Source organism: Desulfosporosinus orientis DSM 765, assembly GCF_000235605.1.
GTDB classification, from domain to species: Bacteria; Bacillota; Desulfitobacteriia; order Desulfitobacteriales; family Desulfitobacteriaceae; genus Desulfosporosinus; species Desulfosporosinus orientis.
Map to the genome: position 1 here is coordinate 208,252 of NC_016584.1, position 13,665 is coordinate 221,916.

At 43.1% G+C, this 13,665-nt stretch carries 17 protein-coding genes, 2 tRNA genes and 1 other annotated feature; of the genes, 18 read left to right on the forward strand and 1 reads right to left on the reverse strand.

Features of this window, described 5'->3' with window-relative positions; translation table 11 throughout:
* Nucleotides 1–11 precede the first annotated feature (11 nt).
* From DESOR_RS01050 to DESOR_RS01060, 3 genes are all read left to right on the forward strand, one after another.
* Entirely contained in the window at nt 12–1,457 is a 1,446-nt protein-coding gene (locus tag DESOR_RS01050) for an ABC transporter ATP-binding protein (protein ID WP_014182763.1), read from the forward strand.
* Nucleotides 1,458–1,504: 47 nt separating this feature from the next.
* Nucleotides 1,505–1,681 (forward strand): rubredoxin, encoded by a 177-nt coding sequence (locus DESOR_RS01055; protein ID WP_014182764.1) that lies wholly within the window; start codon nt 1,505–1,507, stop codon nt 1,679–1,681.
* A 201-nt stretch (nt 1,682–1,882) separates the two neighbouring features.
* Nucleotides 1,883–2,101 (forward strand): molybdopterin-dependent oxidoreductase, encoded by a 219-nt coding sequence (locus tag DESOR_RS01060; protein ID WP_242832429.1) that lies wholly within the window; start codon nt 1,883–1,885, stop codon nt 2,099–2,101.
* A 30-nt stretch (nt 2,102–2,131) separates the two neighbouring features.
* Here the strand turns inward: DESOR_RS01060 and DESOR_RS01065 are convergent, their stop codons facing one another.
* The gene (locus DESOR_RS01065; protein WP_014182765.1) at nt 2,132–2,524 is read right to left on the reverse strand and encodes a nucleoside triphosphate pyrophosphohydrolase family protein; all 393 of its coding nucleotides are present in this window, start codon (nt 2,522–2,524) and stop codon (nt 2,132–2,134) included.
* Nucleotides 2,525–2,715: 191 nt separating this feature from the next.
* Between DESOR_RS01065 and DESOR_RS01070 the strand changes: the two genes are divergently transcribed.
* The 15 genes from DESOR_RS01070 to secE all read left to right on the forward strand — a co-directional run bounded on the left by DESOR_RS01070 (nt 2,716) and on the right by secE (nt 13,624).
* Nucleotides 2,716–3,198 (forward strand): CarD family transcriptional regulator, encoded by a 483-nt coding sequence (locus DESOR_RS01070; RefSeq protein WP_014182766.1) that lies wholly within the window; start codon nt 2,716–2,718, stop codon nt 3,196–3,198.
* Between the two features lie 321 nt (nt 3,199–3,519).
* Nucleotides 3,520–4,698 carry a PIN/TRAM domain-containing protein gene (locus tag DESOR_RS01075; RefSeq protein WP_014182767.1) on the forward strand — a complete coding sequence of 393 codons (1,179 nt, stop codon included), beginning with the start codon at nt 3,520–3,522 and terminating at the stop codon, nt 4,696–4,698.
* Nucleotides 4,691–5,410 (forward strand): 2-C-methyl-D-erythritol 4-phosphate cytidylyltransferase, encoded by a 720-nt coding sequence (gene ispD, locus DESOR_RS01080; RefSeq protein ID WP_014182768.1) that lies wholly within the window; start codon nt 4,691–4,693, stop codon nt 5,408–5,410. The genes DESOR_RS01075 and ispD overlap by 8 nt, the downstream gene beginning before the upstream one ends.
* A 24-nt stretch (nt 5,411–5,434) precedes the next feature.
* Nucleotides 5,435–5,929 (forward strand): 2-C-methyl-D-erythritol 2,4-cyclodiphosphate synthase, encoded by a 495-nt coding sequence (ispF, locus tag DESOR_RS01085; protein ID WP_014182769.1) that lies wholly within the window; start codon nt 5,435–5,437, stop codon nt 5,927–5,929.
* Nucleotides 5,926–7,389 carry a glutamate--tRNA ligase gene (gene gltX / locus DESOR_RS01090; RefSeq protein WP_014182770.1) on the forward strand — a complete coding sequence of 488 codons (1,464 nt, stop codon included), beginning with the start codon at nt 5,926–5,928 and terminating at the stop codon, nt 7,387–7,389. The genes ispF and gltX overlap by 4 nt, the downstream gene beginning before the upstream one ends.
* A gap of 89 nt (nt 7,390–7,478) precedes the next feature.
* Nucleotides 7,479–7,688, forward strand: a binding site (T-box leader).
* Between the two features lie 109 nt (nt 7,689–7,797).
* On the forward strand, nt 7,798–8,544 hold the full coding sequence (cysE, locus tag DESOR_RS01095) for a serine O-acetyltransferase (RefSeq protein ID WP_014182771.1): 747 nt from the start codon (nt 7,798–7,800) through the stop codon (nt 8,542–8,544).
* Entirely contained in the window at nt 8,441–9,874 is a 1,434-nt protein-coding gene (gene cysS / locus DESOR_RS01100) for a cysteine--tRNA ligase (protein ID WP_042330669.1), read from the forward strand. The genes cysE and cysS overlap by 104 nt, the downstream gene beginning before the upstream one ends.
* Before the next feature lie 54 nt (nt 9,875–9,928).
* Nucleotides 9,929–10,321 (forward strand): Mini-ribonuclease 3, encoded by a 393-nt coding sequence (locus DESOR_RS01105; RefSeq protein ID WP_014182773.1) that lies wholly within the window; start codon nt 9,929–9,931, stop codon nt 10,319–10,321.
* Between the two features lie 65 nt (nt 10,322–10,386).
* Nucleotides 10,387–11,064, forward strand: coding sequence for an FAD-dependent thymidylate synthase (gene thyX, locus DESOR_RS01110; RefSeq protein WP_014182774.1), 678 nt, complete (start codon nt 10,387–10,389; stop codon nt 11,062–11,064).
* On the forward strand, nt 11,061–11,810 hold the full coding sequence (gene rlmB / locus DESOR_RS01115; protein WP_014182775.1) for a 23S rRNA (guanosine(2251)-2'-O)-methyltransferase RlmB: 750 nt from the start codon (nt 11,061–11,063) through the stop codon (nt 11,808–11,810). Before thyX ends, rlmB begins: the two co-directional genes overlap by 4 nt.
* A 211-nt stretch (nt 11,811–12,021) precedes the next feature.
* Complete coding sequence (sigH, locus tag DESOR_RS01120; RefSeq protein ID WP_014182776.1) at nt 12,022–12,672, forward strand: RNA polymerase sporulation sigma factor SigH; 651 nt, start codon at nt 12,022–12,024, stop codon at nt 12,670–12,672.
* A 100-nt stretch (nt 12,673–12,772) separates the two neighbouring features.
* Nucleotides 12,773–12,848, forward strand: a tRNA-Thr gene (locus DESOR_RS01125).
* Nucleotides 12,849–12,962: 114 nt separating this feature from the next.
* Nucleotides 12,963–13,037, forward strand: a tRNA-Met gene (locus DESOR_RS01130).
* 132 nt (nt 13,038–13,169) lie between these two features.
* Entirely contained in the window at nt 13,170–13,319 is a 150-nt protein-coding gene (gene rpmG, locus DESOR_RS01135) for a 50S ribosomal protein L33 (protein ID WP_014182777.1), read from the forward strand.
* 83 nt (nt 13,320–13,402) lie between these two features.
* Nucleotides 13,403–13,624 (forward strand): preprotein translocase subunit SecE, encoded by a 222-nt coding sequence (gene secE / locus DESOR_RS01140; protein ID WP_014182778.1) that lies wholly within the window; start codon nt 13,403–13,405, stop codon nt 13,622–13,624.
* The last annotated feature ends 41 nt before the right edge of the window (nt 13,625–13,665 follow it).

Here is a 13,665-nt window from a genome sequence, read left to right on the forward strand (position 1 = left end):
GGAGTTAAAAGTTGGGAGATATTGAAGTAAAAAATCTCACGTTTACTTATAGTCAAGGGGTTAATCCCACACTGAGAAGTGTCAATTTTAGCGCAGATCTAGGGCAAATCCTTTTAATAACGGGGAGTAATGGAAGCGGCAAATCTACATTACTAGCTTGTTTATCTGGAATTATTCCCATGCTAACTCCCGGTAAGCTGGAAGGCGAAATTTTATGGGATGTGAATAGAGGCATTCATAATGATATTCCAAACATAGGAGTCTTATTGCAGGATTCTGATGTTTATCTTTTCGAAGAAGTATATGAAGAGTTCGCTTTCATCTTGCAGAATGCAGGAATCAGCGGGGCAGACTTAGATTTACGAATTCGAGAGATTGCCGCTGAGTTGGGATTAAGCGATTTACTTGGACGTAAACTAAGATCCCTTTCTGGAGGAGAAAGACAAAAGGTAGCTATTGGGGCGGCGTTGATATGCGATGCTCCAATTCTGCTCCTAGATGAACCTGTTGAACAGCTAGATCCCACGTCTGCCTTGAATTTATTCCGTATGTTAAAGATACTTGCAGAAAAAGGAAAATTAATCATAGTCTGTATGCATAATCCCAGTGTTGCTGTACCCTGGGTGGATAGACTGTTCTGCTTGCGTAACGGTCAGATGTTTGAGGAATCACTAAAAGAGAGACCACTGCCATTTCAGTACAATCAAGGGATTTCAGAAGGTTTGAAATTCTTCCTGGATAACGATGATCAGAAGAAAGTATTAAGTGTTAATAGAGGGCCGGTCCTTGAAGTTGAAAACCTTACCTATTGTTACGACAATCAGAAGGGGATCGCTGATTTAACACTGCAGGTTAACCAACAAGAAGTGTTAGCTGTTATTGGGCCAAACGGTTCAGGAAAATCTACTTTAGTTAAACATTTCATTGGATTATTGCGTCCCCAAGCAGGTAAGGTTTTTGTTAATGGTCTTGATATTGAGAAGGTCCCGACTTGGGAATTGGCTGAACAAGTTGGTGTTTTATTTCAAAATCCAGATGACCAGATCTTCAATGCTACCGTTTTTGAAGAAATTGCTTGGAGTCTAGTGGCTCGAGGTGTGCCAAAACGAGAAGCTCTTGCAGAATCCAGGGAGTTGGCAAAAGAATTTGACTTGCATCAACTAGGGGAAAAACATCCTCACGATCTGAGCCGCTCTCTGCGGCAGTTAGTTGCCTTAGTGTCAGTATTAATCACCAAGCCCAAAATCCTTATTCTTGATGAACCTACGAAAATGATGGATTATGACCATTTGACGAAGGTAATGAGATGGATATTAAATTATCGAGACCAAGGAGGTACCATCGTACTGGTAACACATGATATGGATTTAACACGAAACTATTCTCAGCGAGCGGTTGTTTTAGTTAATGGACATTTAGAAAGAATCGGAAGGACAGATGAGATATTAATACTATAGCAGCAGGAGCTTCTTAGTGATAAAATTGGGACAGGAGGTGCTGGAAGATGAATGAGGAAAGCAAAATGTGGCAGTGCCAAGTGTCGACCTGCGGTTATATCTATAATCCTGAAAAAGGCTGTAAAAAAAGTAAAATACCTAGGGATGTTCCTTTTGAAGAGTTGCCGGAAGATTGGCGATGCCCGTTATGCGGTGCAGGCAAAAAAATGTTTAAGCCTTTATAAGGTTTTAATTAAAAATTCATTAGTCGTGTATAAAAGGTGCTCATTTTTACGGGTGCCTTTTATAATTTATTTATAAATGTATAAAAGAAAACTTTTTAACAGAAAATGGTTATGAAGTGCTGTCAATACCATTCAAAAAATCTTGGATCAGGCAAGGCCCAAGGCTTCAGTCCGGGAGCTGATTCGGGCATACGCCCGGATATGAATACACCTGTGAGCTTCGAACGAAGCCTTCCGCTGGATAGAGCCTTGCTGGCTGAGTGCATTTTAGCTTTAAAAATGAACGACCAGCCATTACCACAGCCTATAGCAGATCAGTGGAATGCTAAAGGGACGGGAATAGCTCTATGCATGAAATTTAAGTTATGGGGCCTCAAATTATCCATTAAAAAATTAAAGCTCCTGCAAAGCAGGAGCTAATAAACTTTAAAACTTTAAGGGCTAAAATAGTTAGGTCAAATTGAAAATTGTCAGAGTCTGTAATTTTTTGAGTTCTTGGTTCATGACGTCGCTGAGTGAGATGTCGAGGGCATTGGCTAAAGCAGCTATGTAAAACAGTTGTTTACCCAATTCAGCAGCAATGATGTCTTGGCAATTGTCACAAATCAATCCTTCAAGTTGGCTGTCCAAGAGATCCTTTAAATCGGCGAGGCTTGCATCTGGGGGTATGACTTTCTTGCGTGCATTCACGGCGTGGCAACCACAACTGGTTACAGATTTGACAACGGCTCGGTTAACACGCGCTGATGTTTCCTGCCCTTTGGATATAATATCCAAAATGCTTTGGTGTCTGATTAAGAGAGATTTCACCGTGTCTTGGAATTGGTCAGTGAGTTGCTCCATGTGTGCTATCCTCACTCCTTTCTGCCATCTCTATTATAACGAGGAGGTTAGGTAGTTGTCAATTTTCAACAGACGTGTGGTTCAAAAAGGGAAATTGACAGGTTAAAGACTTGTATGATATAATTTTAAAATTTTAAAATTTTGACCCCGGCAATGTTCCTTGTTATAATAATAGATAAGGGGGTGGCCGAATGTTTAAGGTTGGTGACAAAGTTGTCTATCCGATGCACGGTGCAGGAATTATTGAATCCATCGAAGAACGGGAAGTTCTTGGAGAAAAGAGCCAATATTATGTCATGCATTTACCGGTTGGGAATATGAAATTGTTTATTCCTTTGAACAATGTAGAGAACCTTGGCTTAAGGCAAGTCATTTCTCCGACTATGGTTAAAGATGTTATAGAGGTGCTGAAAACTAAGGATACGGCAACCACGTTGGCTTGGAATCGCCGCTATCGTGCGAACTTAGAGAAAATCAAGAGTGGAAACATTTTTGAAGTCGCTAATGTTGTTAGAAGTCTTGCCCAGAGAGAAAATGAAAAAGGTCTCTCTACAGGTGAAAAGAAAATGTACGAAAATGCTTGTCAGATTCTGATTAGTGAACTTGTGTTGACTGAAGGATCGGAAGAAGAAGCAGTAAGACAGCGGCTTTCATCAGCTCTTATTCTGGCTTAGATAGTTTACTAATCCTTTCTACGTCTTATTGATGTCATGGCGACGAGTATATCGCAGCAAATTTTTTATTTATGTACATTTTCGAAGACTGAGCTTAAGCACGAACTAACCATTAACAATGCCATGACTCAAACAGGACGTTTTGAATCGAGCATCGCCTTAAACCCGCCTTAGCCCAACATTTTGAGCTTTGTTAATTAAGGACATCCCTTTAAAAAATTTTGCTGAAAAGGATTAAATTACCTTTGGTTGAAAAATAATGAAAATCACAGTATAATTGGGAAGACTTTTAGTCAAAATAGGTTAAAAGGAGGTGAAACGATGATTCGCAATTTAATACGCGTGATCATCACTCTATTATTAGGGGCGGTAGGATTTTATCTTAACTATGTACTTATTAGCCTCGATTTTATGAAAACCCTTGGTTGGAATGGATCCCTAGTCTGGACATACGCCATTATGAGTGTTTTATTTGGCATTATTGGATTCTTAGTTGCACCTGTTAGTATTCGCTCTTTTATTGCTTTAATGCGTTGGATGGATTCGCGCTTAACTAGGGTGCCCACTAATGATATTATGGGTGGAGCCATTGGAGGAATCATTGGACTTATTATTGCAAGTTTATTTAGTAATTCCTTTATTAGCATTAAATTCTTCGGCCCGCTTTTAGCAGTCTTACTGAGTCTTTTTTTAGGTTATTTAGGTCTAACGATTGGAATGAAACGGAAAGAAGATGTATTGGGCTTTCTTAACTTTTTTCCTAGATTTCGGGATCGGGGAGATAAAATAGATAAGCCGGATAAACCGGAAAAACTCAAGGAAAATAAAACCGGCCGGGCTCGGGAAGCGGCAAGTTATAAAATTCTTGATACTAGTGTGATTATTGACGGCAGGATTGCTGATATTGTTAAAACGGGATTTATAGAAGGAGTTTTGCTCATTCCCAGTTTTGTTCTGGAAGAACTTCGGCACATTGCAGACTCTTCGGATTTGCTTAAGCGTAATCGAGGACGCAGAGGTCTTGATATTCTTAATCAAATTTCCAAAGAAACGGTCATTAAAGTGCAAATTCATGAACAGGATTTTGAGGATATCAATGAAGTCGATAGTAAATTGGTGCGGTTAGGGCAGGTTTTAGGCTCGCCCTTATTGACAAATGATTATAACCTCAATAAGGTGGCTGAATTGCAAGGGGTTAAAGTTTTAAATATTAATGAATTGGCCAATGCTCTTAAGCCAATTGTATTGCCCGGAGAAGAAATGCTGGTTCAAGTTATGAAAGAAGGGAAAGAGCCGGGACAGGGTGTGGCCTATCTTGATGACGGAACCATGATTGTTGTGGATATGGGCCGCAAGTATATGGGGCAAAATGTCGTTGTTTTAGTGACAAGCGTTCTGCAAACGGCAGCTGGGAGAATGATTTTTGCCAAGCCAAAAACTTCCCTGGAAAAAAAGCCGATGGGCCTTCGTCCGACGGATGAGGTGAATGCGATTGGCTAATCTCGGGATTGTTATTCCGGCAGCCGGTCAAGGTAAACGGATGGGGGCCGGATATAATAAACAATTCCTGTCTTTGTTAGGGCAGCCAATTCTGGCTCATACGGTTCGGATTTTTGAAGAATCCGACTTTGTTTCAGAAATCGTGATTGTAGGCGCAGAAGGAGACATCGCTGTTATAGAGGAAATAGTTACACAGCAGAGATTTAAAAAAGTCGTGGCAATCTGCATCGGAGGAGCGTCACGCCAGGATTCCGTTCGTGCAGGGGTTCGAGCTCTAAGTTCCGCTATTCAACGAATAGTGGTGCATGATGGGGCGAGACCCCTTTTAACATTAGAGGTGTTTCATAGATTTATTGAAGAAACAAAGGAATACCCTGCGGCAGTCATGGGCATTCCCGTCAAGGATACAATTAAGGAAATTGATAGTATAGGAAATATCCTGGCGACGTTGCCTCGTGATTCTTTACGTGCTGTCCAAACTCCTCAAATATTTGACCGTGAAAAATTGGAAGAAGCACATAACAGAGCTGCTTCTTCAGGATACTGTGGCACAGACGACGCATCTTTGTTAGAATGGATGGGGTATCCTGTCCAGATGGCCGAGGGGATGCAGGGAAATCTAAAAATAACAACTCCGGAGGATTTGTTGTTAGCGGAGATGATTCTTGAAAACAGACAGAGAGCAGACAGTAGGGACGGTTCTTCTGTCTGACTTTTAGGAGTTAAAACAAATGAGGTGTTGGGTATTAAAGTAGGATTGGGTTATGACGTACATGCTTTGGTTGAAGGGCGGCAATTGATACTCGGAGGAGTAGAAGTTCCTTATGAACGAGGACTGCTGGGCCACTCAGATGCGGATGTACTGGTTCATGCCATCATGGACGCCCTTTTAGGCGCCTTGGCTTTAGGGGATATAGGAGGTCACTTTCCTGATAATGATCCCAGCTATAGAGGGATTTCCAGTTTGACACTGCTGGAACATGTGATGGGGCTTATCAAGTCAAAGGGGTACATAGTTGGAAACATGGACAGTGTTATTATGGCAGAGCGTCCGAAACTTGCCCCATTTATAGAAAAGATGCGCTATAACCTTTCCCGGGCTATGGATATCCAAGAGTCTTGTGTGTCTGTTAAAGCGACTACAACGGAACGATTGGGATTTGTTGGCAGAGAAGAAGGAATTGCAGCTCAAGCAATTGTTAGCTTAATAAAGGTGGAGGAAGTAAAATGACAATTCGAGTTCGATTTGCACCTAGCCCGACGGGCCCGCTTCATATCGGAGGGGCGAGATCGGCTTTATTTAATTATCTGTGGGCTCGTAAGAACAATGGGACATTTATTGTACGCAGTGAAGACACAGATCTGGAGCGTTCAAGCAGAAAATCTGAACAAAATATTTTAGAAGCCCTGCGCTGGTTAAATATTCAATGGAATGAAGGAATCGAAGTTGGCGGTGACCATGGTCCTTATCGCCAGACGGATCGTTTAGGGCTTTACGCAGAGTATACCGAAAAATTAATAGCCGGTGGTCACGCTTATTATTGCTATTGTTCGGAAGAGGAAATAGAGCAGGAACGTCAAGAGTTACTTGCTAAAGGAGAAACTCCCCGCTATCTGGGAAAATGCCGCCATTTGACCGCAGAGCAGCGGGCTGCCCTGGAGATTGAAGGGCGAAAGCCGGTGGTCCGCTTCCGCGTGCCGAAAGGACAAGCCATTCATATTTCTGATCAAGTTCGCGGGGACGTGGTATTTGAGAGCGATGGGATTGGGGATTATGTCATTGTTAAATCCGATGGAATTCCCACCTATAATTTCGCAGTGGTTGTGGATGATATTACCATGGGAATCACTCACGTAATTCGAGGTGAGGAGCATCTGTCCAATACTCCGAGGCAAGTTCTGATTTATCAAGCCCTGGGAGTTCCTGCGCCTGAATTTGCTCATATTTCCCTGATCCATAATTCCGAAGGGCGTAAGATGAGCAAACGGGATGGGGACACTGCGGTAATAGATTATCAAAGGAAGGGATATCTCTCCGAGGCTATTGTGAATTTTATAGCCCTCCTTGGCTGGGCGCCTTCGGGGGAAAAAGAATTTTACACCCTGGATGAGTTGGCAGAGGCCTTTACCCTGGACCGGGTTTCTAAAAGCCCTGCTGTGTTTGATCGGCATAAACTGGATTATATTAACACACATTATCTTAAAGAAACTTCCCTCGAACAACTGGCTGAGCTCGCATTGCCGCATCTGGAGGAATTAAATATACCTTCTCGGGAGAAACGGTCAACAGAGCAGCAGGAGTGGCTGGAAACCTTTGTTAAAGCTATTTTGGATAAAATTTCTTACCTGGCTGAAGCAAAGAACTATATCCACTATTTTCATGGGAGTATTCCCCTTGAGCCGGATGGCGAAGCAATTGACGTGTTGAAGGGAGAGCAGGTTCCGGGTGTCTTGGCATTATTTAAAAGGAAGGTGCAGGAGACAGAAACACTCACGGGAGAAACTGTGAAGACCCTTTTAAAACAAATGACGAAAGAGTTGAAACTCGGCGGCAAATTAGTATATATGCCGGTCCGGGTGGCTTTGACCGGGCAAATGCATGGTCCGGAGCTTTATGATATTATCCCCTTATTAGGGCGTGAGAATGTTTTAGGACGGATCGCTATGACAGAGGAGCGTTATTTTGCATAGACTTACCAAGCAAGTGATTGACAGAGGTTAGGGACTTCTCTATAATTAGAGAAACTATAAATACACTTTACATCTAAAATAAATAATGACCCAAGGCATTGAAGAGAAAGAGTACAAAATTGAGTTGTCACCAGCGAAATGGGACAGTGAAAGCCATTGACAAGGATATTTTGGAAGTGCGTCTCGGAGCTGATTGGATGAAATTAAGTATTCCAATCCGTTTTGCTGCGTTAAAGCATTAAGCTGGAGCGACATAGTCGTTCAAACAGAGTGGAACCGCGGAACTATTCGTCTCTGGACGAGTAGTTCCGCTTTTTGTGTTATCCTGAAAAATCAGTGATGCTAAAATAAGCGTGTATTCGTTCGTGCCGGGTAACTTAAATATTTAGGAAAAGGGTGAGGCTAAAAATGTTCGGACAGCTTAAGCGCGATATTCAAGTTATCTTTGAACGAGATCCTGCTGCAAAAAGTATCTGGGAGGTCGTTTTATGCTACCCGGGGTTTCATGCCGTAATTTTTCACCGGCTGGCCCATTGGTTGTATCGCCGTAAATTGGTTTTATTGCCGCGCATGATCTCTCAATTTTCTCGTTTTTTAACAGGGATAGAAATTCATCCGGGGGCGACGATTGGCCAAGGCCTATTTATTGACCATGGAACGGGTGTTGTCATTGGGGAAACCACGGAAATTGGGAACAATGTCACCCTTTATCAAGGAGTTACTCTTGGCGGGACAGGTAAAGAAAAAGGCAAAAGGCATCCGACCATTGGAAATAATGTGGTGATTGGGGCTGGGGCCAGGGTACTAGGTTCATTTAAAGTTGGAGATAATGTCAAAATAGGTGCCGGTTCAGTTGTCAACAAGCCGGTTCCAAGTGACACAACGGTAGTAGGTGTTCCGGGGCGAATCGTTCTCCATCACGGAGTTCCCATTAAAGATCCTGATTTAAGACACGATGATTTGCCCGATCCGGTGAACGAAATGTTGAAATGTCTGATGCAGCGTGTGGAATATCTAGAAGAAATTCTAAAAAAAGAGGAGAGTGGATACAATGTCTTTGAGATTATACAACACCATGACCCGTCAAAAAGAGGAGTTTCAGCCAAGGGAGAACGGGAAAGTAGCGATGTACGTATGCGGCCCGACGACCTATAACTATTTTCACGCAGGAAATGCCCGAATGTTTGTTGTCTTTGACATGATTAGACGATACTTTATCTACAAAGGTTATGATGTTCGCTATGTCCAGAATTTTACGGACGTCGATGATAAGATTATTCAGCGAGGAAATGTAGAAGGAATGGACCCTCTGGCTTTAGGTCAAAAATATATTGAGGAATATTTTAAAGATGCTAAAGCTTTAAACCTTATGCCGGCAACAGTTCATCCTAAAGCTACGGAACATATCCCTGAAATGATTGAGATTATTCAGGGGCTTATTGATACTGGATTAGCCTATGAAGTAGATGGGGATGTTTATTTTGCAGTGGAACGGTTCCCCGATTATGGGAAGTTATCCGGCAGAACCATTGAAGATATGAAGGCTGGTGCCCGGGTAGAAGTAGATGAACGCAAAAAGCATCCCATGGATTTTGCACTTTGGAAAAAGGCTAAACCTGGTGAACCATTTTGGCAAAGTCCTTGGGGAGAGGGGCGTCCGGGCTGGCATATTGAGTGTTCGGCCATGTCTTTAAAATATCTGGGAGCGGGATTTGATATTCATGGCGGAGGGGAGGATCTCTCATTTCCACATCATGAAAATGAGATTGCTCAAACAGAAGGTTACCTTAAGGGAGAAACCTTTGCCCGCTATTGGATGCACAATGCGTTTCTAACTATCAATCAAGAAAAAATGTCTAAGTCTCTGGGAAATTTCTTTACGATCCGTGAATTGTTGGAAAATAATCCTGGAGAAGTGATTAGATTTTATTTGTTGGGAACTCATTATCGAAGTCCTTTGGATTTTAACGACCAGAATTTAAGTATGGCTCAAAAAGGTTTGGAACGCCTGCAAACCAGTGTTCGTTTGGCGCAGGAAGCCTTGAACAGAAGTGGAACACAAAAAAACGATCCAATCCACGGAGGATTGGTGGAGGCTGCTCAGGAAGCACGTAAAGCCTTTGAAAAAGCCATGGATGATGATTTTAATTCAGCACTTGCCTATGCAGCTCTCTTCGAGCTGGCGAAAACCATGAATGGGCATGTAAAAGAAAATTCCCAGTCTTCAGAAGGATTGGCTGTCGCTCAAAAGACATTAATAGAGCTTGGCGGGGTTTTAGGTTTTGATTTGCTTCATCCTGCTCAAGTTAGTGTGGAAAATGAAGAATTGTTAAGTCAAGTCATGAATGTGGTCTTACAGATTCGCTCAAAATCCCGCCAGAAAAAAGATTGGGAAATGGCAGATTTTATCCGGGATTCCTTGAAAGAAAAAGGCATCGTAATTGAAGATACGCCACAAGGTGCAAGGTGGCAGCTTAAGAAGTAGATACTGCTGCACTTGCAGGATAACCAGTGGTATGATTGGATGAAAGGTGACTATATGCGAAATTGGCAAGAAATGAATGCGTTAACCTTGGCATATTTAGGGGATGCTGTTTATGAACTTTGGGTTCGTACACACTTACTGGAACTTGGGCACGAAAAGGTCAAAGAACTGCACAAGCAGGCGATTAGTTATGTACGCGCCAGCACTCAAGCTAAGGTGTTACACGCCCTTTTGCCGGACCTTAACGAAATTGAACAGCAAATTGTTATGCGGGGGAGGAACTCCAAAGGCGGGCATCCCAAAAATGTTGATGTATTGACGTATCGTCATGCAACGGCGTTTGAAAGCTTAATCGGTTACTGGCATCTAAGCGGACAGAATTCCCGCATGGGTTGGGCCTTCGACCAAGTAGACAGAATGCTTCTCCAAGAAAGACAGGCAGAATGAGCTCTATTGGGAGTCTCAAGGATTGGTTATTGATATAAAGAGATAGTGGAGTGAGGGGAATTCTGATGAGAGTAGAACTTATTCAATACACACCAGAACCGGAAAAAGTCGTTGCTGCCGCTGCGCGTTTATGTTATTCAGCGGATTCAGTATCTGAATTATGTGAGCGCCTGGACGATGAGAAGGTAGCTGGTTTTGTGCGAAGGCTTCGAGAAATGGGTCACCTTTCTACTTTTGAACATGTTAGCTTTCAATTTTCTATAGATGGTGTATCCAGAGCTTTATCCCATCAATTAGTACGTCATCGTATTGCCAGCTATTCACAGCGTTCCCAGCGTTATGTCGAAGAGAAAGGGTTTGATTTTGTAATTCCCCCGAGTGTTAAAGGAAATCCTGCAGCGCTTAAGCAATTTGAGCAAGTGATGACTCGTCTGCAGGAGAATTATCGAGAACTTTTAAATTGTGTGCCTGCAGAAGATGCCCGATATGTTTTGCCTAATGCCTGCACAACTTCGGTTATGGCAACCTTTAACGCCCGATCCTTATTGAATTTCTTTGAGCATCGGACCTGTCAGCGAGCACAATGGGAAATCCGTTTTTTGGCTAATAGAATGCTGGAGTTGGTACGCAATGTGGCTCCTAATTTATTTAGTGAAGCCGGTCCAACCTGTATAACTCAAGGAGTCTGCCGGCAAGGAACTTATAGCTGCGGCAGATTGAAAACCCTGGAAGGAAAGAAGTGAACTTCTTGAACGACGAAATAGTTTATGGTAAAAATCCGGTTGTTGAACTTCTAAAGAGCGGAAAACCGGTTAATAAAGTTCTTCTAATCAAGGAAAGTTCGGGTGGGCGAAATCAAGAAATTATTTCCCTTTTACAGGAGAGAAATATTTTATACCAATTCGTCGATCGCCAGACCCTTGATCGGTTGGCAAATCGTGAGCGGCATCAAGGAATACTTGCCTATTTGGCGGCAAGAGATTACGCTGACGTTGAGGATATCCTTGCTTTCGCCGAATCGAGGCAGGAAGACCCGTTTATCCTAATGCTGGATGAAATAGAAGACCCGCACAACCTGGGTGCCTTGCTGCGGACGGTAGACGCTGTGAGCGCTCATGGGGTTATTATTCCCAAGCGGCGAAGTGTAGCACTAACTGGGACTGTGGCCAAAACTTCAGCAGGGGCAGTGGAGCATGTAAAAGTTGCCCGAGTGAGCAATCTTGTTCAAACACTCAAGGATTTGAAAAAAATCGGTTGTTGGGTGTCGGGAGCTGAAGCAAGCGGAAAAAATGTGTTTGAAGCAGATCTTACCGGTCCAAGGGTCATTGTCATTGGCAGTGAAGGGAAAGGGATAAGTCGTTTGCTCCGAGAAAATTGTGATGAACTGGTCAGTTTGCCTATGAAAGGGAAAGTGAGCTCTTTAAATGCCAGTGTGGCCGGATCGATAATGCTTTATGAAGTTCTCAGACAGAGGGTCAGCGCCCGTTAAAACTAACCTGTGTTGTTAAATTATTGCAGAATCCTGCATTTTTTCGAACTACAAGCGGGTCTTAAGGGCTCGAAACCCGCGGATAGCGACAGAACAACCAAAACTTCGCCTTGACGCTTTTCTTTTGAGTCGAGTATAATGAGGATGTTCTCGTGGACGAGGGCTAGCCGAGATTGCGTCTTCTTCGTGACGACATTTAGGGGGGATCAACTTGACTCTTCAAGCCCAACCAGAACTACCGGAGTGCGAAATCATCGACGTTATCGTGGATGAAGAGGTGGTTGAGCTTGCCAAGGAAGGCGACGCTGCAGCACTAGAGTTTCTTATTAATAAATACAAAAATTTTGTTAGAGCAAAAGCACGTTCATACTTTCTAATTGGTGCAGACCGTGAAGATATTATCCAGGAAGGAATGATTGGTCTCTATAAGGCAATTCGGGATTTTCGCGGGGACAAACTCTCCTCCTTCAGAGCGTTCGCTGAATTGTGCATAACCCGACAGATCATTACTGCGATAAAAACTGCGACTAGGCAGAAGCACATTCCGTTAAACTCCTATGTTTCTTTGAATAAGCCTATTTATGATGAGGACTCGGATAGGACTCTTCTTGATGTTATATCAGGAACTCGAATTACGGATCCCGAGGAGCTGATTATCAGCCGGGAGGAATTTGACGATATCGAGGAAAAGATGGGTGAAATCCTAAGTTCTCTGGAATGGAAAGTACTCATGTCGTATTTGGAGGGTAAATCTTATCAAGAAATTGCTGTTGACTTGAGAAGGCATGTGAAGTCAATCGATAACGCGTTACAGAGGGTTAAACGAAAACTTGAGCGATATCTCGAACGACGTGATGGGTAATTTTACATAAGCTTTTAAAAACAAAAGGCTTGCATTTCTAAAAAAGAAGTGATAAACTACGTAAGTGCCTCGAGGTTATTGTGATGCACAAGAGGTTCAAGCCGACGTAGCTCAATTGGCAGAGCAGCTGATTTGTAATCAGCAGGTTGCGGGTTCGAGTCCCATCGTCGGCTCCATAACACAATATGGTGACAAGACGGTATTGCAATACACGATCGAGCTGCATATGTGCTTCGCATGACAGGTGGACGAGTGTCGGACAATCACTTAGGACAACTGAACAAGAATATCGCGGGGTGGAGCAGTGGTAGCTCGTCGGGCTCATAACCCGAAGGTCGTTGGTTCAAATCCAGCCCCCGCAACCAAGTTAGTGAGACAGCGAAGCTGTCTTTTTTGTTGCAGGAGGTTTTCCTTGACAGCGAAATTTTCTTGTGATAAAGTACTTTGAGTAATGGAAAAAAATACAGCGTCCTACTGTTGTCCGGGAGGTGTACTGAATGCGTGTTGGCATTATTTTAGCATGTACGGAGTGCAAGCATCGTAACTATGCTACAATGAAAAACAAGAAAAACAACCCAGATCGCTTGGAAGCTCAAAAGTTTTGCAAGTTCTGCAAGAGCCACACTCTGCATAAAGAAACTAAGTAATTTTTTTTTTGCAAAGTTTAGATGTACGCCAGGAGGCGTTGTCACGGAGTCAATGACGTGGATGTCTGTAAGGATGTGAAGTGATGGGCGAGTTGAAGAAACCGGCCAATACTCAGCGACAGAAAGATAAGGCGATGGAGTATTTCCGCGGGGTTTTGAGCGAACTCAAAAAAGTTCATTGGCCAAGCCGCAGGCAGTTGCTTAGCTACACTGTAGTTGTGTTTTTTGCGGTGGCGATTGTATCCATTCTGATGTGGATTGTTGATAGCGGTTTAAACGCGGCCTTGACCAAGCTGCTGCCCTAAAACATATGAGGTTCAATGGCAGTGTCTGAGGAGGTCCCTGA